Here is a 21,654-nt window from a genome sequence, read left to right as displayed (position 1 = left end):
CTTCGTGATCTCGGGCGCTAGGGGGCGCTGCCCCCTCTGGCCTCAGGGCCATTCACCCCCGGGATATTTCGACCAAGGGGAAGAGGAAAGGCGCAGGGCTCTCTTCGGGCTTGCACAAATATCCCGGGGGGCGCGCGCAAGCGCGGGGGGCGGCGCCCCCAATCGCGGGTTCAGTCTTCGAGGCCCACGAGGGCCTGCGCGAACTCTTCCGGATCGAAGGGCGCCAGATCGTCGAGCTGCTCTCCCACCCCGATCGCGTGGATCGGCAGGCCGAACTTGTCGGCCAGCGCGACCAGCACGCCGCCTTTCGCAGTGCCGTCGAGCTTGGTCATCACCAGCCCCGACACTTTCGAGATCTTGCGGAAGACATCGACCTGCTGCAGCGCGTTCTGCCCTGTCGTCGCATCGAGCACGAGAAGCGTGTTATGCGGAGCGGTCTCGTCGACCTTGCGGATCACGCGGACGATTTTCGCCAGCTCCTCCATAAGATCGGCGCGGTTCTGCAACCGGCCAGCCGTGTCGATCATCAGAAGGTCCGCCCCCTCGGCCTCGGCCTTCTTCATCGCGTCATAGGCAAGCGAAGCCGGGTCGGAACCTTCGGGCGCGGTCAGGACCGGCACGCCGGCGCGATCGCCCCAGACCTGAAGCTGTTCGACGGCGGCTGCGCGGAACGTGTCGCCCGCCGCGATAACGACCTGCTTGCCGGCTGCGCGGAATTGCGAGGCGAGCTTGCCGATCGTCGTGGTCTTGCCCGACCCGTTGACGCCCACCACCAGCACGACCTGCGGCTTCTTGGGGTAAAGCGGCAGAGGTTTCGCGACCGGCTCCATGATCCGGGCGACCTCTTGGGCCAGAAGCCCCTTGATCTCGGAAACCGAGAGCTTGCGACCCATCCGCCCCTCGGCAAGGTTTGCCGAGACGCGCAGCGCGGTGTCGACGCCCATGTCTGAGGCGATGAGCAGCTCTTCGAGGCTTTCCAGCATCTCGTCATCGAGGACACGGCGCGGCTCGGCGGGTTTCGCCTCTCCGCCGCCGAAGATGCGGCCCAGAAGGCTCGGCTTCTTCGGCTCGGGGTTTGGACGCTCGGGCGCGGGCTCGACGTCGAGCGGGGCCTTTGCGATCTGCGCGTGTTCCTCTTCGACCGGTTCGGTCACAGGCGCGGGCACGTAGCCGGGTGCGGGCGGCGTGGGATCGGGGAGGTTGATCGTCTCATCATGCCGGGGCTCGGATTCGGGCTCCGGCCCCGGTTCGGCACGGCTCCGCGGCGCGGCCTCGGGGGAGGTCTCTGCGGGCGTCGCGGGCGCCGAAGGTTCCGGCGTCTCGGCGACCTCGTCTTCACTGGAGGCATTCTCGGCGACGATATCCTCGAGCCCCTGCTCGAGCTTTGAGGAAGAACGCGTCAGACGCGATTTGAGCTTTTTGAAAAACGACATGGATCAGGCCTTTCCTTACGCTCCACCTAGTTCATCGCAGTCCCGGATGGAAGGCTTATCCCCCGGCAAAACCCGATCCCGCGCCCCAGCCGATCAGCGCCTGACCGCCCCAGTAGAACACCCAGAGCGCGCGCGCCGCGATCCGCTTACGTTCGGCGTCGTGCAGCACGAACATCTCCAGCGCGAGGATCAGGTCGGAAAGCACGAAGGCGAGGCTACCCAGGATCACCAGCAGATAGCCCGCGGGCAGGCCCATCGCCACCGCCGCCATCGCGACGATGATCCAGATGTAGGCCCGCACCGGCCAGCACAGCCCGCCCGTCCGCGGCAGCAGCCAGAACTCCGCCGAGAGCCCCAGGGCGATGAGAGGGATGGTCCATGCCGAGGGCTGCGCGCCCATCTCGAGAAAGCCGATCAGATAGGCCAGATGCCCCGCCGCAAAGGCTGCCATGCCGATCAGGAAGGCGCGCTGGCCAGAGCGCGACAGGGCGAAGTCGCCCGCTGCACCAAGGGCGAGCCCCGCGAGGATCGCAAGCGGCGCGCCCAGGGCGGCCGCCATCGGGATCAGCGCTACGACGGAGGCGGTCTTCACGAGGGTTTTCGCGCTGCTTTCCCCCGCCCCCGCATGGCGTACGAGGTAGATCGCCGCGAAGACGGCGGCGATAACGAGGCTGATCGGAGCTGCGGACATCATCGCCACATCTGGCGCAGAAAAGCCCCGCCCCCGCAAGCTGAGTCACAAAATGGTCGAAATCGCCGAAAGAATGGCGCAAAACGATGGAACTTCCCATGTCGAGCGAACCGGACCCGCAGCACGTGACCCAAGGCAATGACCCGACGCGCAAGCGCCGCCTTCGCGGTGCGTTTGCAAATCTGCTGCGGCTCTCGCGCGAGATCCCGGGCGTCGACAGCTTCGCGGTCGTGACGCTTCTGCCAGTGCCGCTTTTGCTGGTGGCGGGCGTCTTCGGCGGGCTCGCGGCCTGGGCGGCGCTGGTCTGGATCGCGCTGTGCATGTTCCTCCTCGACGAGGCACTGAAGCATCCCTCTCCAGATGCGCCGGAAGGCTCGGAATTCCCGGCGGCCGATGCGCTGTCGACGACGCTGGCGGTGGTGCATTTCGTGCTGCTCGTGCTCGGCGTGGCGGCGATGTCAGGGCATACGATGCTGGAGGGCCCGAACTGGATCGCGGTCTGGCTGGCCTTCGGGCTGTTCTTCGGACAGGTGTCGAATTCCAACGCGCACGAGCTGATCCACCGGCCGGACAAACGGCTGTTTCTGCTGGGCAAATGGGTCTATATCTCGTTGCTCTTCGGCCATCACACTTCGGCGCATCGGCTGGTCCATCACCGTTTCGTCGCGACGCCGGACGATCCGAACTCGGCACAGCTTGGCGAGGGCTTCTGGTCCTTTGCGCCCCGCGCCTGGATCGGCAGCTTCGTCGGCGGCTACGAGATGGAGCGCAACCGCTTCGCCCGCCTGCCCGCGATCGATCCGAAAGCACCGCTGAGCGCGCAGATCAAGGCGAGGATCGCGCGGCTCGGCCCCTACCCGTCCTATCTGCTGGGCGGGCTGTGGTTCGCGGTGCTGTTCGGACTGCTCTTCGGGGCCGAGGGCGTGGTGGCCTATATCCTGCTCTGCGCCTATGCGCAGCTGCAGATCCTGCTCGCCGATTACGTCCAGCATTACGGGTTGTCGCGGCGGCGGCGGGGCGATGGCAGCTTCGATCCGGTCGATGCGCATCACAGCTGGGACGCGCCCGCGCCGATCACCTCGCTGTGGATGCTCAACGCGCCGCGCCATTCGGATCACCATGCGCATCCGGCGCGGGAATATCCCGCCCTTCGGCTTGGCGATCTGACCGAGCCGCAACGGCCCGTCCTGCCGCGCAGCCTACCCGCGATGGCGGCGCTGGCGCTGTTCCCGCCGCTCTGGCGCCGCGTCATGGACAAGCGCGTGAAGGCGCTGCAGCAGGACAAGCCACGCGGCGCCGAAGGGGCGAGCGCGCGCTAGGCAAGCGGGCCGCGATCTGGCAGGTTGGGTCAATGCAACAGCCGGAGCCTCCCTCGATGCGGCCGATACTGATCCTGATGCTGGCCCTCGCGCCGAACCTGTCAGCTGCGGCCGACCCGCTCGGTCCGCCTCTCAATGCAGAGCAGTTCGATCAGCGCACCGTCGGGCGCACCATCACCTATTCGGTCTTCGGGCAGCCCTACGGGTCCGAGCAATACAAGCCCGGCCACAAGGTGATCTGGGCCTTCACCGAAAGCGAATGCAAGGAAGGTGACTGGTATCAGGACGGGCAGTATATCTGCTTCGATTACGGCGAATACGCGCCGCTGCAATGCTGGACCTTCTATGACACGGCGAAAGGGCTGGTCGCGCAGTTCAAGGGCGATCCCTCGCAGGAACCACTGGTGAGCCTGTCGGAAAGCCACGACCCGCTGATCTGTCAGGGGCCGGACGTCGGCGTATAGGTTTCAGAACAGGCTACCCTGAGACGGTCCCGGATCGGGCTTTTTCTTCTTCGGCTTCGGCGGCGTCGCACTGCCGCCACCGCCCGGAATGACCGCGAGCTTGCCATCGGCGAACTCGATCTCGAGACCGGACTGTTTCTCCGCCACCACCTGAGACGTCACCACGCCGTCGGGCCCACGCACCACCGCATAACCACGCTTGAGCGTCTCTCGATAGCCCAGCGTCTGGCGCATCCGGTCGAGCCGCTCGAGCCGTTCGCGCTGCGCTTCGATCCGTGCGGGCAGGCAGCGCTCCAGCCGGGTTTCCAGTCCCGTCAGCCGCTCCGCTCCTTCGCGGTTGCGCCGTTGCGCATCGCCGATCATCCGCACCCGCGCCGCATCCAACCGCCGCGCAAGCTGCGTGTGATCTTGCTTGGCGCGCCGCATCCGCGCCGCAGGTGCCGGAGTGAGCCGCGCCGACAGTCCGTCGATCTCCCGCGACCGATCCCGGATGAAGCGCCGAAGCAGGTTCGGCGAGATTTGCGCAGCCAGCGGCGCGAAACGGGTATTCTTGCGTAGAACCAGCGTGCGCAGCGCAGGCCCCAGCCGCTCGGCCCAGAGATCGAAGCTTTGCCTCGCCGGTTGCGTCAGCGCCTCGGGACGGCCCAGACCACGGGCCAGATCGCGCAGTCGCTGGCCCCGCTGATCGAGCCGCCCGCGCGCCGCCCGCATCATCCGCGTCTGCGCCTCCGACAGCCACGCGGCCAGTTCGGCGCGCACCGGCACCGCCATCTCAGCTGCGGCGGTGGGCGTGGGCGCGCGCCGGTCGGCGGCGTGATCCACAAGCGTCGTATCGGTCTCGTGGCCCACCGCCGAAATCACCGGGATGTCGCTTTCGGCCACGGCGCGGACCACGGCCTCTTCGTTGAAGCCCCAGAGGTCTTCGATCGAGCCGCCGCCGCGCGCGACGATGATCAGATCGGGGCGCGGGATTTTCCCGCCCGGCGCCAGCGCGTTGAAGCCCCGCACCGCGCGTGCCACTTCCGGAGCGCAAGCCTGCCCCTGAACCGCCACCGGCCAGATCAGCACATGGCGCGGGAAGCGATCGGCGAGCCTGTGCAGGATGTCGCGGATCACGGCGCCCGAGGGCGAAGTCACCACGCCGATCACCTGCGGCAACCACGGAATGGGCTTCTTGCGGCCCGCATCGAACAGCCCCTCGGCGGCCAGCGCCTTGCGCCGCGCCTCCAGCATCGCCATCAGCGCGCCTGCGCCCGCCGGCTCGACATTGTCGACGATCAGCTGGTATTTGGATTGGCCCGCGAAGGTCGTCATCCGGCCCGTGGCGATGACCTCCATCCCCTCCTCTGGGCGGACCTGCATTTTCGCCACCTGCCCCTTCCAACTGACGGCAGCGATCACCGAGCGGTCGTCCTTTAGGTCGAAATACATATGGCCCGAGCGCGGCGTCGAGACACGGCCTACTTCGCCGCGCACCCGGACGCGGCCGAATTCCCCCTCGATCACCCGCTTCACCGCCCCCGAGATCTCGGAGACCGTGTAGTCATGCGCGTTCGAGCCGTTTTCGTCGTCGAGAAGGTCCATCTGCCCGCCTTGTTTCGCGTTGGTCCGGGGCGCCTTGCCTCGGGGTTTCGCGCAGCTTAGAAGGCAGCAAAGCGAAGGCCAAGGGGGCGAGCGATGAACATTCTGGTTCTGGGCGGCGGCGGGCGCGAACATGCACTTGCTTGGGCGATCAAGCAAAATCCGAAATGCGACCGGCTGATCGTGGCCCCGGGCAATGCCGGGATCGCGCAGATCGCCGATTGCGCGGCGATCGACCCGAGCGATGCGGCGGCGGTGCTCGAACTTTGCGAAGCGAATGCGATCGATTTCGTGGTGATCGGGCCGGAAGCGCCGCTCGCCGCGGGTGTGGCCGATGCGCTGCGCGATCAGGGCATCCTTACCTTCGGCCCCTCGGCGGAGGCCGCGAAGCTGGAAGCCTCGAAAGCGTTCACCAAAGAGATTTGCGACGCCTGCAACGCGCCCACCGCAGCCTATGCCCGCTTCACCAGCGCGGAAGGTGCGAAGGGCTATGTCCGCGAACAGGGCGCCCCGATCGTGGTCAAGGCAGACGGTCTGGCCGCCGGCAAGGGCGTGATCGTCGCGATGACGCTCGATGAGGCCTTCAACGGCATCGACGAGATTTTCGGCGGCGCCTTCGGAAGCGCGGGCGCGGAAGTCGTGATCGAGGAATTCATGGAGGGCGAGGAAGCCTCTCTCTTCGTGCTTTGTGACGGCGAGAACGTGCTGGCCGTGGGCGGCGCGCAGGATCACAAACGTGTCGGCGAAGGCGATACCGGCCCGAATACCGGCGGTATGGGCGCCTATTCCCCCGCCCCGATCCTGAGCCCCGAGATCGAGGCGAAGGCGATGGACGAGATCGTCCGCCCCACCGTCGCCGAGATGGCCAAGCGCGGCACCCCTTTTCAGGGCGTCCTTTATGCCGGTCTGATGATCGAGAACGGCCAGCCGCGTCTCGTGGAATACAACGTACGCTTCGGAGATCCCGAATGTCAGGTGCTGATGCTGCGGCTCGGCGCACAGGCGCTCGACCTGCTGCTGGCCTGCGCGGAAGGGCGGCTGAACGAAGTGCAGGCGCAATGGGCGCCCGATCATGCGATGACGGTGGTTATGGCGGCACAGGGCTATCCCGGCGCCTATGAGAAAGGCTCGGTGATTGGCGGCCTCGACGCGCTGCCCGAGGACGGCTCGCACATGGTCTTCCACGCTGGCACCTCCGAAAAAGACGGCAAGATCGTAGCGAGCGGCGGCCGGGTTCTCAACGTGACAGCCCGCGGCGCGAACCTGCAGGAAGCGCGCGACCGCGCCTACGCGATGGTCGATGCGATCGACTGGCCCGAAGGCTTCTGCCGCCGCGATATCGGCTGGCGGGCGCTGAACTGACCTGATGGATGGAGGGGGCTCTGCCCCCGCTCGCGTTCCGCGAGCCCCCCGGGATATTTCCACCAAGCCGAAGGCGCGCAACGAAGTCTTAACGATGCCTGCGCTAACAAGAATTCGCGGAACAGGCGGGGACGCCGATGACCGCCCAAGACGAAAGTGCCCGGCTCGCCCGCCCTTCTGCGGATCGAGTCGGGCATTTTTCGTTTTCGGCTTGGGTCAAATATCCCGGAGGACTGGCGCAGCCAGCGGGGGCAGAGCCCCCTCGCTTGGCGCATCCTGATCCCGCCGGCTTGCGGTCCTCTTACCTCGCGAGACGCTTCCAACGCACCTCGGTGCCGCCTGCCGAAACGTCAGGCAGAAATTTTCCCCTTCGCGCAAAATTTCCTCTTGCAGCCTACGCCGCTATCCCCTAAATCCGCCTCCACCGAACCGGCGCGGGCGTAGCTCAGGGGTAGAGCATAACCTTGCCAAGGTTAGGGTCGGGCGTTCGAATCGCCTCGCCCGCTCCAGTTCGGTCAAATACCCAAGGATGCGGGCGTAGCTCAGGGGTAGAGCATAACCTTGCCAAGGTTAGGGTCGGGCGTTCGAATCGCCTCGCCCGCTCCAATACAAAAAAGCCTCCCTTCGGGGAGGCTTTTGTTTTTCCGCCGCACCGATCCTGCAATCGACAGCAGCCTGCTTGAGCGCGCCCCCTGCCCCGGCCTATAAGGCGATGAGTTTCAAGGAGGCGCCCAATGCGCAAGGCCACGATCAGCCGCAACACCGCCGAGACCGAGATCAGCGTCGAGATCGATCTCGATGGCACCGGTCAGTATGACAACAAAACGGGCGTGGGCTTTTTCGACCACATGCTCGACCAACTCGCGCGGCACTCGCTGATCGACATGACCGTGCGGGCGAAGGGCGACCTGCATATCGACGATCACCACACGGTCGAGGATACCGGGATCGCGCTGGGTCAGGCACTGGTGCAGGCGCTTGGCGACAAGCGCGGCATTCGCCGCTACGGCCATTTCGCACTGGCGATGGACGACACGCAGGTCTCCTGCGCGCTGGATCTGTCCGCGCGGCCGTTCTTCGTGTGGAATTGCGACATGCCCTCCCCGAAGATCGGCACGTTCGACACCGAGCTGGTGCGCGAGTTCTTCCAGGCGCTCGCAACCAATGGCGGGATCACGCTGCATATCGACCGGGTACATGGCTTCAACAGCCACCACATCGCCGAAGCCGCGTTCAAATCGGTCGCCCGCGCCCTGCGCATGGCGGTCGAGACCGATCCGCGTATGGGCGGCGTGCTGCCTTCGACCAAAGGGGCGCTTTGATGCTCACGGCACTGGTCGATTACGATTCAGGCAACCTGCACTCGGCCGAGAAGGCGTTTCAGCGCATGGCGAACGAGACCGGTCACGGCACGATCGTCGTGACTTCGGAGCCCGACGTCGTCGCGCGCGCCGACCGGATCGTGCTGCCGGGCGACGGGGCGTTTCCGTCCTGCAGCGCAGCGCTCTATCGCTTCGAGGGGCTGGCGCAGGCGATCGAAGAGGCGGTGACCGTGAAGGGCCGCCCCTTCCTCGGGATCTGCATCGGCATGCAGATGCTGGCGACGCGCGGCCTCGAGTTCCGCGAGACCGAGGGTTTCGGCTGGATACCCGGAGAAGTGGTGAAGATCGAGCCTTCCGATCCGTCGATGAAGGTCCCGCATATGGGCTGGAACGATCTGGTGGTCGGCTACAATCACCCGGTGCTGAAAGGTATCAACACCGGCGATCACGCCTATTTCGTGCATAGCTACCACTTCAACGTAGCCGAGCCCGAGCACCGTCTGGCCTATGCCGAATATGGCGCCGAGATCACCGCGATCGTGGGCCGTGACAATATCGTGGGCACCCAATTCCACCCCGAGAAGTCGCAGGCGACCGGGTTGCGGCTGATCGCGAATTTCCTCGGCTGGAAGCCCTGATGGCCCCCAAGGCGGTTCTGTCGTGGTCGTCGGGCAAGGATTGCGCGATGGCGCTGCATGCTTGCCGGACCGAAGGCCACGCGGATGTCGTGGCGCTGCTGTCGACGACCAACGAGGCTTTCGACCGGGTCGCGATGCACGGCACGCGCAATGAGCTGCTGCGCCGTCAGGCGAAGGCCACGGGCCTGCCGCTGATCGAGGTGCCGCTGCCCTGGCCCTGCTCGAACGAGGATTACGAGGCGCGGATGGCCTCTGCCATGGATCAGGTGAAGGCGCTAGGCGTCGAGACGATGGTCTTCGGCGATCTTTTCCTCGAAGACGTGCGCGATTACCGGATCGCGAAGCTGAAGCCGCTCGGCGTCGAGGCGCTGTTTCCGCTCTGGCAGCGCCCTACGGATCAGCTGGCGCGTGAGATGATCGCGGCGGGGTTCGTCACGCATCTGGTGACGGTGGACCCGAGCAAGCTCGATCCCAGCTTCGCGGGGCGGCGGTTCGATGAAAGCCTGCTGGCCGATCTGTCCGAAGGCGTCGATCCCTGCGGCGAGAATGGCGAGTTTCACACCGCCGTCAGCGCAGGCCCGATCTTCGACGCGGCGATCCCGGTGCGGGTGGGCGAAACCGTTATGCGCGACGGCTTCGCCTATGCCGATCTGATCCCGGAGTAACTCCGGCGAGAAATCCCGGCCCGCCGCATCCGCGCAAGGCCGGGGAGAAAAGTCACTTCACGCGCTGCCAGTCCTGCGATTTGCAGAAGAGGCCGCCGGCCACGCAACCCGCCAGCGCCATCGCGTTGCCCTGAACGGTAATCTTGCCGAGGTAGATCTTGTTGTTCGACGGACGCCAGACCTTGCCTTTGTACTTGTTGTCGCCCTGGGGCTCCATTCCGATCACGAGTTGCTTGCCGAGGTTCTCCGACTTGTACTCGCTGCCGCCCTTGAAGGTGCGCACGATGGTACCGCAGAATTTCGCACCGCAGGGCGCGATGTCCACATAGGCATAGGCGCCGTCATCGGGCTGCGTCTTCCAGGTGCCCTCGATCGGGTCGGCCAGCGCCGCGCCTGCGCCCAGTGCCAGAGTCGCTGCTGCGATCATCAATGTCTTCATGGCAAATCTCCTCCCTTTTGCCTGCTGGCCGCATCAGGCCATGCAAGACCGATTCCCGGCAAGACTGACGTGACGTCCGCGTCAGGCTTGGAAAATCCGCGAACCCGTGGCAAGAGGCGACGCGACAAATCAGGAGAGCCCCGATGATCCTCTACCCCGCGATCGACCTCAAGGATGGCCAATGCGTGCGCTTGCTGCATGGCGAGATGGACAAGGCCACGGTCTTCGGCGACGACCCCGCGGCGCAGGCGGCCAAATTCGAGGCGGCGGGCTGCGAATGGGTGCATCTGGTGGACCTCAACGGCGCCTTCGCGGGCGAGCCGGTGAACGCCGCCGCCGTCGAGGCGATCCTGTCGCGCATCAAGGTGCCCGCACAGCTGGGCGGCGGCATCCGCGACATGGCGACGATCGAGCGCTGGCTGGATAAAGGGCTTGCGCGGGTGATCCTCGGGACCGTCGCAGTCGAGAACCCCGATCTGGTGCGCGAGGCGGCGAAAGCCTTCCCCGGCCAGGTGGCCGTCGGAATCGACGCGCGCAACGGCAAGGTGGCGACCAAGGGCTGGGCGGAAGAGACCGATGTGATGGTCACCGATCTGGCGAAATCGTTTGAGGACGCGGGCGTCGCCGCGATCATCTACACCGACATCATGCGCGATGGCGCCATGGGTGGACCGAACATCGCCGCGACCGAGGCGCTGGCGCGCGCGGTCGAGATCCCGGTGATCGCGAGCGGTGGGGTCTCCTCCCTGCCCGACCTGATCGCCCTGCGCGACACCGGCGTGATCGCGGGCGCGATCTCGGGGCGCGCGATCTATGACGGAGCACTCGATCTGACCGAGGCGCTGGCTGCGTTGCGCGCCTGACGCAGCGCAGAGGAAATCCCGCAAAAGTGACACAAATCATTGCGTGGTGTGATTTTCCGCGTGAGGCTGGAGCCAGCGTTAACACCAAGTGTGGAGTGTGCCATGAAACGCATGATGACGATTGCCGCGGTGACTGCTTGCCTCGCAAGCGCCGCGCTAGCGAATGATACAAAGGGGTTTGTGGGTCTGAACTGGACCTTCGGCCCGGGCGCGAGCGGCCTTGAAGGGGTGTTCGGCGCGATGAATTACGACCTCGATCCGGATGGCGACATCAACGGGGCAAAGCTGTCACTGCATCTCGGCATGGGGCCGGGACCGGTGCAGGGCAAGATCAAGCTGACGGGAGTCGCCGGTCAGGACAACGCCATGGCGGAGCTGGGCATGGGCTATGGCAGCCGTGGCTGGTTCGGCACGGGCGGGCTGATGGGCGAGCATTGGACCGTCGGTGGCGATCTGTTCTTCCAGGGCGGCTGGGAAGGCTTCGGCGGCATTCACAGCCTGAAATTCGATCCTCCGAAGGCTTCGGCACCGCTGTCGCCCGGCTGAGTGAAATCGAGCAATCGATCGCATAAAGAGAGGGCGGCTTCGGCCGCCCTTTCACATGGCTCAGGCGCCCACGGACTTGCGCACCATATCCCAGTAGATATCGGCGACCATGGCGCGGCTCAGGCGTCCGCCTTCGCGGAACCATGTATTCACACCGGTCAGCATCGCGATGATCGCCATCGTCGCGAGTTTCGTGTCCGGGATTAGGAACACGCCTTCGTCCTGCCCGGCCTTCAGGATCTCTTCCAGCTCGGTCTCGTAGGTCTTGCGCAGCCCCTCGATCACCGCGAAATTCTCCGGGCTCAGGTTGCGCAGTTCCATGTAGCTGAGGAACACAGCCTCGGCCCGCTCGAGGTTGAAGCGGATGTGGAAGCGCACGAAACGCTCCAGCCGCGCATGGGCGTCGCCCCCGGCAGGCTCGGCGCGCCATGCGGCGATCAGCTCGTCCATATGGGTCTTGAGCAGATCGAAAAGCAGCGCTTCCTTGTCGGGCGTGTAGAGGTAGAGAGCCCCCGCCTGCACCCCCACCGCGCCCGCGATCTGGCGCATCGAAACGGCGGCAAAGCCGTACCGCGCAAAGAGCCTTTGCGCCTCGGCGCGGATCTTCGGGCCGGTAATCTCGGAATGGGAGCCTGTCTTGCGTGCCATGATACCGACGCTAACTGAACAAGCGTTCAATATCAAACCCGATTTGCGGCCCAATCGGCACTGGCAATGGGGCCGCGCGCGCAATAGTTTGGCAGCGTCCCGAGAGGAGAGACCATGCGCGCCCCTGCCCTGATCGCCCTGTTTGCCCTGCTGGCCTCGCTGACCGCCTGTTCGAAGCGGTCGACGGAGGGCTATCCGGCGCTGCTGCCGATGGACGAGATCCTGACCGATCAACCTCTCACCCCCGATCCGGCCCCCGAGCTGGAGGCGCGCGCCGATGCGTTGCGCGCCCGCGCAGACACGATGCGCAGCCAATAAAATCTCGCCACGGCGCGGTTGAAGCCGCACGCCGCGTTGCCCTGCCTGCGCTTTCCCGCTAACAGGGCGCAAACCACCAAGTTTCGCTCATGAGGTCCCTATGTCCGCCGTCTCCGATACCGCACCCTTGCGTCTTGGCATCGCGGGTCTCGGCACCGTGGGCATCGGTGTGGTGAAGATCTTGCAGCGCCATGCCGATCTGCTGGAAGCCCGCGCGGGCCGCCCGATCGAAATCACCGCCGTCTCGGCGCGCGACCGCACCAAGAACCGCGATGCGGACCTGTCGAGCTATGCATGGGAAGACGATGCGGTGACGCTCGCGCAGCGCGACGACATTGACGTCTTTGTCGAACTGATGGGCGGCCATGAAGGCCCCGCGAAGGACGCCACCGAAGCCGCGCTGAAAGCGGGCAAGGACGTGGTCACCGCGAACAAGGCGCTGCTCGCGCATCACGGTCAGGCGCTGGCGGAACTCGCCGAAAGCCTCGGCCGCACGATCCGCTACGAGGCCGCCGTCGCAGGCGGCATCCCGGTCATCAAGACGCTGACCGAAGGGCTTGCGGGCAACGGCATCCGCCGCGTGATGGGCGTGATGAACGGCACCTGCAACTACATCCTGACACGGATGGAAGATGCTGGCCTGCCTTATGACACGGTGTTCGAGGAGGCGCGCGCGCTTGGCTATCTCGAGGCCGATCCGAACCTCGATGTGGGCGGCATCGACGCGGGCCACAAGCTTGCCATCCTCGCCGCCATCGCCTTTGGCACGCAGGTCGCCTTCGACGACGTGACGCTGGAAGGGATCGGGCGCATCTCGATCGACGATATCCGCCGCGCGGGCGATATGGGCTACAAGATCAAGCTGCTGGGCGTCGCGCAGATGACCGGCCGCGGGCTGGAGCAGCGCATGACGCCGTGCCTCGTGCCCGCCACCTCGCCACTGGGACAGCTGACCGGCGGGACGAACATGACCGTGCTGGAAGGCGACTCGGTCGGCCAGATCGTGCTGCGTGGCGCAGGCGCGGGCGAAGGCCCCACCGCAAGCGCCGTTATGGCCGACGTGATGGACCTCGCGCGCGGGTTGCGGCTGCCGGTCTTCGGCCAGCCCGCCGACAAGCTCGAGGCCCCCACCCCCGCCGTGACCGCGATTGCGGCACCCTATTACCTGCGCCTGCAGCTGTCGGACAAACCCGGCGCGCTGGCGAAAGTCGCGACCGTTCTGGGCGAGGCGGGCGTCTCGATCAGCCGGATGCGCCAATACGGCCATGCCGACACCTCGGCCCCGGTGCTGATTGTCACCCACAAGACGACGCGCGACGCGATCGACGCGGCGATCAACGCGCTGCCCGCGACCCGCGTCGTCGAGGGCGAGCCGGTCGCAATCCGCATCGAAGAAGTCTGAGCATCGCGCGGCGAGAGCCATTTCGCCGCGCACCGCATTCCTGCTGATCTGACGCCGGGCGGCACCATAAGGCGCGCCCTATCCTCTCACGCCGGTTACATCGCCGTATCTTTTCACACCGCAAACGGCATAAGACCCCGGCTTGCGCGCCATTTTTCGCCGCGACAGGGGCTCGCCCCGCATGTTAGCGCTCCCGGGGTTGCCCTTCGGTCTCCCACAGGCTTTACCTGTCCGCAGCCCGTAACGCCCAGGCAGACAGGAAGACCTAAATGACCCCTCCGATTGATTTCAACGACCGCATGCTTTCGCTGGGCCTCGCCCGCGTGTCGGAAGCGGCGGCTCATGCATCAGCCGACCTGATCGGTCGCGGCGACGAGAAGGCCGCCGATCAGGCGGCGGTGAACGCGATGCGCGATCAGCTCAACAAGCTGGAAATCCGGGGCACCGTGGTCATCGGGGAAGGCGAGCGCGACGAGGCGCCGATGCTCTATATCGGCGAGGAAGTCGGCCAGGGCGTCGGCCCCGAGGTGGATATCGCGCTCGACCCGCTGGAAGGCACGACGCTTACTGCGAAGGACATGCCCAACGCGCTCACCGTGATCGCGATGGCGCCGCGCGGCACGATGCTGCACGCGCCCGACGTCTACATGGACAAGCTCGCGATCGGCCCGGGCTACGAGAAGGACGTGGTCTCGCTCGATATGACCCCGACCGAGCGCGTTCAAGCACTGGCCAAGGCGCAAGGCGTCGAAACCAAGGACATTGCGGTCTGCATCCTCGACCGTCCGCGCCATGAAGACATGATCGCCGAGGTTCGCGAGACCGGCGCGAAGATCCGCCTCATCACCGATGGCGACGTGGCGGGTGTCATTCACTGCGCCGAGCCCGATTTCACTGGCATCGACATGTATATGGGTTCGGGCGGCGCGCCCGAGGGCGTGTTGGCAGCCTCGGCGCTGAAATGCATGGGCGGCCAGATGTGGGGCAAGCTGTTGTTCCGCAACGACGACGAGCGGGGCCGCGCGAAGAAGGCGGGCATCACCGACCTCGACAAGGTCTATGCGCGCGACGACATGGTGCGCTCGGACGTGATCTTCGCCGCGACCGGCGTGACCGACGGGTCCATCGTGAAGGGCGTGAAGCGCGAGCCGACCTATATCGAATCCGAGACGATGCTGATGCGGTCGAAGACCGGCTCGCTGCGCCGCGTGATCTACCGCAACCCTGTGAAGTAACCGGCGCGCCTAGATATTTTTATCGAGAAGAAGAGAAAGGCCGGAGCGCGGTGCTCCGGCCTTTCGTCATTTTGGCTGGCGGCTACTCTGCCGCGTCGGCGTAGCTCTCGACCGGCGGGCAGGTGCAGATCAGGTTGCGGTCGCCGAAGACGTTGTCGACCCGGCCCACGGGCGGCCAGTATTTGTCGACGCGGAAGGCGCCTGCCGGGAAGCACCCCTGCTCGCGGGTGTATTTCCGGTCCCAATCGGCCACGAGGTCTTCGACCGTGTGCGGCGCGTGGCGCAGCGGGCTGTCCTCGGGGGTGATCTCGCCCGCCTCGATGTCGCGGATCTCGTCACGGATCGAGAGCATCGCGGTGATGAAGCGGTCGATCTCGGCCTTGGTCTCGGATTCCGTGGGTTCCACCATCAGCGTACCAGCGACCGGCCAGCTCATCGTGGGGGCGTGGAAGCCGTTATCCATCAGGCGCTTGGCGATGTCGTCCACCGTCACGCCCACCTCCGCGAAGGGCCGCGTGTCGATGATGCATTCATGCGCGACACGTCCACGATTGCCCATGAAGAGGATCGGGTAGCCCTCTTTCAGCTTCGCAGCGATGTAATTGGCAGCGAGGATCGCCACGCGGGTCGCCTGCGTCAGGCCCGGCCCGCCCATCATCAGGATATAGGCCCAGGAGATCAGCAGGATCGAGGCGGAGCCATAGGGCGCGGCACTAACCGGTCCCTCTTCGCCGCCGGTCTCGGGGTGGCCGGGCAGGTAGGGTGCGAGGTGCGATTTCACCCCGATCGGCCCCATGCCCGGGCCACCACCGCCATGCGGGATCGCGAAGGTCTTGTGCAGGTTGAGGTGGCTCACATCCGAGCCGATCTCGCCCGGTTTCACCAGCCCCACCAGCGCGTTGAGGTTCGCGCCATCGAGATAGACCTGACCGCCATATTCGTGGGTGATGTCGCAGATGCGTTTTACCGTCTCCTCGAACACGCCATGGGTCGAGGGATAGGTGATCATGCAGGCCGCGAGCTTGTCGCCCGCCTCTGCAGCCTTCGCTTCGAAGTCTTCGAGATCGACGTCGCCGTTGGGCGCCGATTTCACGACGACGACCTTCATCCCCGCCATATGCGCCGAGGCCGGGTTCGTGCCATGCGCCGACATCGGGATCAGGCAGACATCGCGCTGATCGTCGCCATTGGCGCGGTGATAGGCGGCGATGGTGAGAAGCCCTGCATATTCGCCCTGTGCGCCCGAATTGGGCTGCATCGAGAAGGCATCGTAACCGGTGATCTCGCACAGTTTCGCGGTCAGATCGTCGATCATCTCCGCATAGCCCTGCGCCTGATCGAGCGGCACGAACGGATGCAACGTGCCGAATTCCGGCCATGTGAGCGGCATCATCTCTGCCGCTGCATTCAGCTTCATCGTGCACGAGCCCAGCGGGATCATTGCGCGGTCGAGCGCGAGGTCGCGATCCGAGAGCCTGCGCATGTAGCGCATCATCTCGGATTCAGCACGGTTCATGTGGAAGACCGGATGGGTGAGGTAGTCGCTCTCGCGCAGCAGCGCATCGGGTACCGCCGGCTGCGTCGCCTTCGGCGCGGGATCGGTGATCCCGAAGGCGTCGAGCACCTTGGCGACGACGCCCGGATCGCTGGTCTCGTCGAGCGAGATACCGACCCGATCGCGGCCCACCTTGCGCAGGTTGATCCCGCGATGGCGGGCGGCCGCGAGGATGCCCTGCTGGCCCACGCCCACCTCGACGGTGATCGTGTCGAAGAAATTCGAGGGCTCCACCACGGCGCCTGCGGCTTTCAGCGCCTCGGCCAGTTGCACCGTCAGCAGGTGCACACGTTCGGAGATCGCGCGCAGACCGACGGGACCGTGGAACACGGCGTAGAAGCTCGCCATCACGGCGAGGAGCGCCTGCGCGGTGCAGACATTCGAGGTCGCCTTCTCGCGGCGGATATGCTGCTCGCGGGTCTGAAGGCTCAGGCGGTAGGCGCGGTTGCCTCGGCTGTCGATGGAGACGCCGACGATCCGCCCGGGCATCGCGCGTTTCATCGCGTCGGTGGAGGACATGAAGGCCGCATGCGGGCCGCCATAGCCCATCGGCACACCGAAGCGCTGCGCGGAGCCTACGGCTATATCGGCGCCCATCGCGCCCGGCTCTTTCAGCAGGCACAGCGCGAGCAGATCGGTCGCGACCACGGCGACGGCCTTCGCGGCATGAAGCGCCTCGCATTCGGCGGTGAAGTCGCGGACATGGCCATAGGTGCCCGGATATTGGAAGATCGCGCCGAAGACCTTCTCGGCTTCGAGCGTTTCGGGCGCGCCCACGATCACCTCGATCCCCAGCGGCTCCGCGCGGGTCCGGATCACGCCGATGGTCTGCGGGTGGCAATTCTCATCGACGAAGAAGGCAGTGGCCTTCGATTTCGACACGCGCTGCGCCATCGCCATGGCTTCCGCCGCTGCCGTGGCCTCATCGAGCAACGAAGCATTGGCGACCGGCAGCCCGGTCAGGTCCGACACCATCGTCTGGAAGTTCAGAAGCGCCTCGAGACGCCCCTGCGCGATCTCGGGCTGGTAGGGCGTATAGGCCGTGTACCAAGCCGGGTTTTCCAGAATGTTGCGCTGGATCGCGGGCGGCGTGACGGTGCCATAATAGCCCTGCCCGATCAGGCTGGTCATCACGCGGTTCTTCTTCGCGACGCCTTCCATCTTCTGCAGCAGCCCGTACTCGGTCAGCGGCGCCCAGCCCAGCGGCTCGGCCTGACGGATGCTTTTCGGCACCGTCTCGGCGATCAGCGCGTCGAGGTCCGGCGCCCCCACGGCCTTGAGCATCTCCTCCATCTCGGCCGGTGAGGGGCCGATATGGCGGCGATTGGCGAAATCGTAACTGTCGTAAGTCGTGGGGGTGAAGGTCATGGATATTACCCGATGAAGTCTTTGTAAGCGGCCTCGTCCATAAAGCCGTCGAGCGCGGAAGCGTCGGTGAGTTTCATCTTGAAGAACCACGCCTTGCCCAGCGGGTCTTCGTTCACGAGCGCCGGGTTGTCGGCCAGATCCTCGTTGATCGCGACGATCTCGCCGTCGAGCGGCGCGAGGATGTCGGAGGCGGCCTTGACCGACTCGATCACGCAGATCTCGTCGCCCTTCTCGACCGTGTCACCCACATCGGGCAGGTCGACGAATACGACATCGCCCAGCTGCTCGGAGGCGTGCTCGGTGATGCCCACGATCACGACGTCGCCTTCGGTCTTGAGCCACTCGTGGTCTTCGGTGAATTTCATGGAATGTCTCCCGGTTGGTTGTTCAGCGTTTGTAGGTTGCAGGGCGGAAAGGCATCGCCACGACCCTGGCGGGCAGACGCTTGCCGCGCACCTCGCCATAGACGGTGGCGCCTTCCTTCGTATCTGCGGGCAGATAGGCCATCGCCATCGGTGCCTCGATCGAGGGGCCGAAACCGCCCGAGGTCACACGCCCGATAGGCTGACCGCCCTCGGGTCCGGCGAAGATTTCCACGCCTTCGCGCATCGGCGCGCGACCCTCGGGGCGAAGCCCCATACGGAGGCGGCTCGGGCCGTTTTCCAGTTCGCTCAGGATGCGATCCGCCCCAGGGAAGCCGCCTTCGCGCTCTCCACCCTTGCGGCGCACCTTCTGGATCGCCCAGGCGATGTTGCCCTCGACCGGAGTCGTCGTGGTGTCGATGTCATGGCCGTAGAGGCAAAGCCCCGCTTCCAGTCGCAGGCTGTCGCGCGCGCCGAGCCCGATCGGCTCGACCGCCTCATCGGCGAGCAGTTTGCGGGCAAATTCCACCGCGCGGTCCGCGGGCACGGAAATCTCGTAGCCGTCTTCACCGGTATAGCCCGAGCGCGAGATCCAAAGCTCCGTCCCGTTCCAGTGATAGACGCCCACATCCATGAAGCGCATCTTGGCGGTGCCGGGCACCAGAGCCTCAAGAACGCCTTCGGCGGCAGGCCCTTGCAGCGCCAGAAGCGCGCGGTCGGTGAGTTCCTCGACCGATTCCAGATGCGCCCGCATATGCGCGATGTCGTCTTCCTTGCAGGCCGCGTTCACCACGACGAAGAGATGATCGCCTCGGTTCGCCACCATCAGGTCATCGAGAATGCCGCCATTCTCATCGGTGAACATCGCATAGCGCTGGCGACCCTCTTTCAGGCCCATCAGGCTGACCGGCACCAGCGCCTCGAACGCCTCGGCAGCGCCTTCGCCCGGCACGATCACCTGCCCCATGTGGCTGACATCGAACAGCCCTGCCTTGGCGCGGGTGTGCAGGTGCTCCTTCATCACGCCCAGCGGATATTGCACGGGCATCTCGTAGCCCGCGAACGGCACCATCTTGGCGCCCAGTTCCAGATGCAGATCGTATAGCGGTGTGCGTTTCAACTCGCTCATCGCGGCCTCCCCTTCAGCCGGATGATCCGGCATCGATTCATGAGCCCTCCGGCTCGCCCGATGCCCCCTCTGTCCGTGCCTGCGATGCAGACGCCTGAGATCGTTATCCCTTCGGCGGATGCCGCGATTGCACGCAGCATCACTCTCCAGAGTCCTTCGTCGGGCACGGTCCTTTTGCCTGAGAGTTTACCGGGGCGGTTGCTCCTTCGGCACCGAGGTTACCCCCGGATTCTCCCGTATCCGACTTCTTCCGATTACCTGAGGCCCCGCGCGACTGACAAGCCCCAATCGCCAAAAGCGCCGCTTCGCCGCCGAAAACGACCTCGTGAACGGGCAATTTGCCCAAACAAAAAGCGCGAGGAAAATCCCTCGCGCCTTTCGAATTGATCTCACGAGCCTGCGGCGGAGCCGTCAGCCGCGCGCCGGAACCTTGTGCAGAAGCGGCATCAGCTCGCCCATATCGGGCCCGTGCGCCATGCCGGTCACGGCCTTGCGCAGCGGCATGAACAGGCCCTTGCCCTTGCGCCCGGTCGCCTCCTTCACCTCAGAAGTCCAGTCCTTCCACGTGGTGTCGGAATAGGGCGGCGCGGGCAGCATCGTCATGGCCTGCGCGATGAACTCGCGATCTTCCTCGTCGATCTCCGGCTCCGCGCCGTTCAGACACAGATCGGCCCAGCCCTTCAGATCGTCGAGCTTGTCGATATTCTGCGAGGCGACCTTCCAGAAGCGCTCGCGCTGCTCCTCGGGGATGCCGAGATCCGCGATACGATCCGCCACGGCCGAGAACGGCAGGTGCTGGTTGCGCGCGCGGGTCAGCGGGATCAGGTCCGCCGGGTCGAATTTCGTGGGCGCCGAGCCGAAATGGTTCAGATCGAACCCGTCGGCCAGCTCGTCGATCGACATCTTCAGCTCGATCGGCTGGCTCGAGCCCAGACGCGCCATCATCGACAGCAGCGCCTCGGGGGCGATCCCTTCGGCGCGCAGATCGCGGATCGAGAGCGCACCGAGACGTTTCGACAGTTCCTCGCCCTGCGGGCCGGTCAGCAGCGAATGGTGTGCAAAGTTCGGAACCTTGCCGCCGATCGCCTCGATGATCTGGATCTGCGTCGCGGTATTGGTGACGTGATCGCCGCCGCGCACGATATGGGTGATGCCCATATCCGCGTCGTCGACCGGCGAGGCGAAGGTATAGAGCACCTGTCCCGAGGCCTTGATCAGCACCGGATCGGACACGCTTGCCGCATCAATCGACAGATCGCCAAGGATGCCGTCTTTCCACTCGATCCGCTCGAGTTCCAGTTTGAAGCGCCAATATCCTTCCTTGCCCTCGGCGCGAAGCGCGTCTCTTTCGGCATCCGACAGATGCATCGAGGCGCGGTCATAGACCGGCGGGCGACCCATGTTCAGCTGTTTCTTGCGCTTGAGGTCCAGCTCGGTCGGGCTCTCGAAGCATTCATAAAGCTTACCGTCGGCCTTCAGCTGTTCTGCCACCTCGGCATAGCGGTCGAGCCGAAGCGACTGGCGCTCTTCCCGGTCCCACTCGATGCCGAGCCATTCGAGATCCTGCTTCAGTGCGTCGATATATTCCTGCTTCGAGCGCTCCTGATCGGTGTCGTCAAGGCGCAGGATGAATTGACCGCCGGTCTTGCGGGCGATCAGGTAGTTCATCAGCGCGGTGCGCAGGTTGCCGACATGGATATAGCCGGTGGGCGACGGGGCGAAACGGGTAACGGTGGTCATCTGGGCAAACTCCTGTTGGCGCCTGCTCTTTCACAAGGCGGTGCGTTTGTCCATATGAGGGGCCATGCGAGAGGTGCAGAGCGGCTTGGAGGCGGCGATGGGCGAGGGTTACGATTGGGCGGATGTCACGGCGCCGGGCATCGAGGAGATCGAGGCGCTGGCCGAGGCCGCGCGCGCCGCCCTGCCCCCGGCTTTCGCGAAAGCTGCGGCAGAGGTCGCGATCCGGGTGGAAGAGTTCGCCTCCGAAGCGATGCTCGCCGATCTCGGCATCGAAGACCCTTTCGAGCTGACCGGGCTCTATGACGGCATCCCGTTGACCGAGAAATCCGTGATGGACCCCGGTGGCCACGCGGATGTGATCTGGCTCTTCCGACGTCCGATCCTCGACGAGTGGGTCTCGCGCGGCAACGAGCCCCTCGGTGCCCTCGTCACCCATGTTTTCGTGCACGAATTGGCACATCATCTGGGATGGTCCGACGGCGATATTTCTTCGATCGATCGCTGGTGGGAGTGAACCGAAGCGGCTCACGCTACGTTCACGAGTCTGTGGGAGCGGCGCGAAGCGCTCGACTTC

21 protein-coding genes, 2 tRNA genes and 1 riboswitch are annotated in these 21,654 nt (G+C 65.4%); of the genes, 14 read left to right on the top strand and 9 right to left on the bottom strand.

Annotated elements, in window-relative coordinates; translation table 11 throughout:
- Positions 1-170: 170 nt before the first annotated feature.
- The gene (ftsY, locus tag B6V72_RS08100) at positions 171-1,433 is read right to left on the bottom strand and encodes a signal recognition particle-docking protein FtsY (RefSeq protein WP_088735287.1); all 1,263 of its coding nucleotides are present in this window, start codon (positions 1,431-1,433) and stop codon (positions 171-173) included.
- A 55-nt stretch (positions 1,434-1,488) separates the two neighbouring features.
- Positions 1,489-2,127 carry a lysoplasmalogenase family protein gene (locus tag B6V72_RS08095; RefSeq protein ID WP_088726999.1) on the bottom strand — a complete coding sequence of 213 codons (639 nt, stop codon included), beginning with the start codon at positions 2,125-2,127 and terminating at the stop codon, positions 1,489-1,491.
- A gap of 95 nt (positions 2,128-2,222) precedes the next feature.
- Here B6V72_RS08095 and B6V72_RS08090 point away from each other — a divergent pair, with 95 nt between their 5' ends.
- Both B6V72_RS08090 and B6V72_RS08085 read left to right on the top strand, forming a co-directional pair.
- Positions 2,223-3,443, top strand: a complete 1,221-nt coding sequence (locus B6V72_RS08090) for an alkane 1-monooxygenase (protein WP_088735286.1) — start codon at positions 2,223-2,225, stop codon at positions 3,441-3,443.
- Positions 3,444-3,499: 56 nt separating this feature from the next.
- A complete protein-coding gene (locus tag B6V72_RS08085) occupies positions 3,500-3,907 on the top strand; it encodes a hypothetical protein (RefSeq protein WP_075776124.1) in 408 nt (135 codons plus the stop codon).
- A 3-nt stretch (positions 3,908-3,910) separates the two neighbouring features.
- Here B6V72_RS08085 and xseA read toward each other — a convergent pair whose 3' ends face one another.
- On the bottom strand, positions 3,911-5,491 hold the full coding sequence (xseA, locus tag B6V72_RS08080) for an exodeoxyribonuclease VII large subunit (protein ID WP_088735285.1): 1,581 nt from the start codon (positions 5,489-5,491) through the stop codon (positions 3,911-3,913).
- A gap of 93 nt (positions 5,492-5,584) precedes the next feature.
- Between xseA and purD the strand changes: the two genes are divergently transcribed.
- From purD to B6V72_RS08050, 6 genes are all read left to right on the top strand, one after another.
- Entirely contained in the window at positions 5,585-6,850 is a 1,266-nt protein-coding gene (gene purD, locus B6V72_RS08075) for a phosphoribosylamine--glycine ligase (protein WP_088735284.1), read from the top strand.
- A gap of 434 nt (positions 6,851-7,284) precedes the next feature.
- Positions 7,285-7,359, top strand: a tRNA-Gly gene (locus tag B6V72_RS08070).
- 22 nt (positions 7,360-7,381) lie between these two features.
- A tRNA-Gly gene (locus B6V72_RS08065) sits at positions 7,382-7,456 on the top strand.
- Between the two features lie 128 nt (positions 7,457-7,584).
- Positions 7,585-8,172, top strand: a complete 588-nt coding sequence (gene hisB, locus B6V72_RS08060) for an imidazoleglycerol-phosphate dehydratase HisB (RefSeq protein WP_088735283.1) — start codon at positions 7,585-7,587, stop codon at positions 8,170-8,172.
- On the top strand, positions 8,172-8,810 hold the full coding sequence (hisH, locus tag B6V72_RS08055; protein WP_078546243.1) for an imidazole glycerol phosphate synthase subunit HisH: 639 nt from the start codon (positions 8,172-8,174) through the stop codon (positions 8,808-8,810). Before hisB ends, hisH begins: the two co-directional genes overlap by 1 nt.
- A complete protein-coding gene (locus B6V72_RS08050) occupies positions 8,810-9,475 on the top strand; it encodes an adenine nucleotide alpha hydrolase (RefSeq protein WP_240497704.1) in 666 nt (221 codons plus the stop codon). Before hisH ends, B6V72_RS08050 begins: the two co-directional genes overlap by 1 nt.
- A 52-nt stretch (positions 9,476-9,527) precedes the next feature.
- Here B6V72_RS08050 and B6V72_RS08045 read toward each other — a convergent pair whose 3' ends face one another.
- Entirely contained in the window at positions 9,528-9,914 is a 387-nt protein-coding gene (locus B6V72_RS08045) for a DUF2147 domain-containing protein (protein WP_088727003.1), read from the bottom strand.
- A gap of 143 nt (positions 9,915-10,057) precedes the next feature.
- On the opposite strand from B6V72_RS08045, the gene hisA reads away from it, so the two are divergent.
- Together hisA and B6V72_RS08035 are read left to right on the top strand one after the other, a co-directional pair.
- Complete coding sequence (gene hisA / locus B6V72_RS08040; protein ID WP_075776131.1) at positions 10,058-10,777, top strand: 1-(5-phosphoribosyl)-5-[(5-phosphoribosylamino)methylideneamino]imidazole-4-carboxamide isomerase; 720 nt, start codon at positions 10,058-10,060, stop codon at positions 10,775-10,777.
- Positions 10,778-10,879: 102 nt separating this feature from the next.
- The gene (locus B6V72_RS08035) at positions 10,880-11,323 is read left to right on the top strand and encodes a hypothetical protein (protein WP_088735281.1); all 444 of its coding nucleotides are present in this window, start codon (positions 10,880-10,882) and stop codon (positions 11,321-11,323) included.
- A gap of 60 nt (positions 11,324-11,383) precedes the next feature.
- Here the strand turns inward: B6V72_RS08035 and B6V72_RS08030 are convergent, their stop codons facing one another.
- Positions 11,384-11,971, bottom strand: a complete 588-nt coding sequence (locus B6V72_RS08030; RefSeq protein WP_088727005.1) for a TetR/AcrR family transcriptional regulator — start codon at positions 11,969-11,971, stop codon at positions 11,384-11,386.
- A 114-nt stretch (positions 11,972-12,085) separates the two neighbouring features.
- Here B6V72_RS08030 and B6V72_RS08025 point away from each other — a divergent pair, with 114 nt between their 5' ends.
- The 3 genes from B6V72_RS08025 to glpX all read left to right on the top strand — a co-directional run bounded on the left by B6V72_RS08025 (position 12,086) and on the right by glpX (position 14,926).
- Positions 12,086-12,289: a hypothetical protein gene (locus B6V72_RS08025; protein ID WP_088721917.1), complete on the top strand. Its 204-nt coding sequence runs from the start codon at positions 12,086-12,088 to the stop codon at positions 12,287-12,289.
- 100 nt (positions 12,290-12,389) lie between these two features.
- Complete coding sequence (locus B6V72_RS08020; protein ID WP_088735280.1) at positions 12,390-13,691, top strand: homoserine dehydrogenase; 1,302 nt, start codon at positions 12,390-12,392, stop codon at positions 13,689-13,691.
- 269 nt (positions 13,692-13,960) lie between these two features.
- Positions 13,961-14,926, top strand: coding sequence for a class II fructose-bisphosphatase (glpX, locus tag B6V72_RS08015; RefSeq protein ID WP_075776136.1), 966 nt, complete (start codon positions 13,961-13,963; stop codon positions 14,924-14,926).
- Between the two features lie 82 nt (positions 14,927-15,008).
- Here glpX and gcvP read toward each other — a convergent pair whose 3' ends face one another.
- From gcvP to gltX, 4 genes are all read right to left on the bottom strand, one after another.
- Positions 15,009-17,849: an aminomethyl-transferring glycine dehydrogenase gene (gene gcvP, locus B6V72_RS08010; RefSeq protein WP_075776137.1), complete on the bottom strand. Its 2,841-nt coding sequence runs from the start codon at positions 17,847-17,849 to the stop codon at positions 15,009-15,011.
- A 5-nt stretch (positions 17,850-17,854) separates the two neighbouring features.
- Positions 17,855-18,214, bottom strand: coding sequence for a glycine cleavage system protein GcvH (gene gcvH, locus B6V72_RS08005; RefSeq protein ID WP_088719058.1), 360 nt, complete (start codon positions 18,212-18,214; stop codon positions 17,855-17,857).
- Between the two features lie 22 nt (positions 18,215-18,236).
- Positions 18,237-19,340: a glycine cleavage system aminomethyltransferase GcvT gene (gcvT, locus tag B6V72_RS08000; RefSeq protein WP_088735367.1), complete on the bottom strand. Its 1,104-nt coding sequence runs from the start codon at positions 19,338-19,340 to the stop codon at positions 18,237-18,239.
- Between the two features lie 156 nt (positions 19,341-19,496).
- Positions 19,497-19,587: riboswitch (glycine riboswitch) on the bottom strand.
- A 164-nt stretch (positions 19,588-19,751) separates the two neighbouring features.
- Positions 19,752-21,080: a glutamate--tRNA ligase gene (gene gltX, locus B6V72_RS07995; RefSeq protein ID WP_088735279.1), complete on the bottom strand. Its 1,329-nt coding sequence runs from the start codon at positions 21,078-21,080 to the stop codon at positions 19,752-19,754.
- Positions 21,081-21,177: 97 nt separating this feature from the next.
- Here gltX and B6V72_RS07990 point away from each other — a divergent pair, with 97 nt between their 5' ends.
- On the top strand, positions 21,178-21,594 hold the full coding sequence (locus B6V72_RS07990; protein ID WP_075776224.1) for a metallopeptidase family protein: 417 nt from the start codon (positions 21,178-21,180) through the stop codon (positions 21,592-21,594).
- Positions 21,595-21,654 lie beyond the last annotated feature (60 nt).

It is taken from the genome of Thioclava sp. F34-6 (assembly GCF_002213235.1).
GTDB classification, from domain to species: Bacteria; Pseudomonadota; Alphaproteobacteria; order Rhodobacterales; family Rhodobacteraceae; genus Thioclava; species Thioclava nitratireducens.
This window is presented reverse-complemented; position numbering and strand designations above follow the sequence as displayed.